Origin of the sequence: Bradyrhizobium sp. sGM-13 (assembly GCF_018398875.1) — a bacterium.
Taxonomy (GTDB): Bacteria; Pseudomonadota; Alphaproteobacteria; order Rhizobiales; family Xanthobacteraceae; genus Bradyrhizobium.
The window spans coordinates 1-265 of sequence record NZ_JAGWDK010000325.1; the positions used below are offsets into that span (position 1 = coordinate 1).

The 265-nt window shown below is 63.4% G+C and carries 1 pseudogene; it reads left to right on the plus strand.

The features are described 5' to 3' along the window. Positions 1-265, plus strand: a pseudogene (locus KJQ96_RS39215) (hypothetical protein); the annotation flags it as partial.

Sequence of the window (265 nt, forward strand, 5' to 3'; positions counted from 1 at the left end):
TCGTCTGACAGTATTCCGGTGCATCTGCTGACGCGCGAGGCGCTCGCGGGTTATCTCTCGAAGCTTTCCGACCGCGGCGTGATCATTGCGCATATTTCCAACCGCCACCTCGATCTCGCGCCCGTGGTGGCCAATGTCGCCTGGTCGCAGGGGTTGATTACCTTTCTCCGCGAGGATGACCGCGCCGGCGATTTCATGACGACGTTCGCGGCCAATGCCCGGGTCGTCGTGATGGCGCGCGACGCCGGCGATACCGGACGTGTTG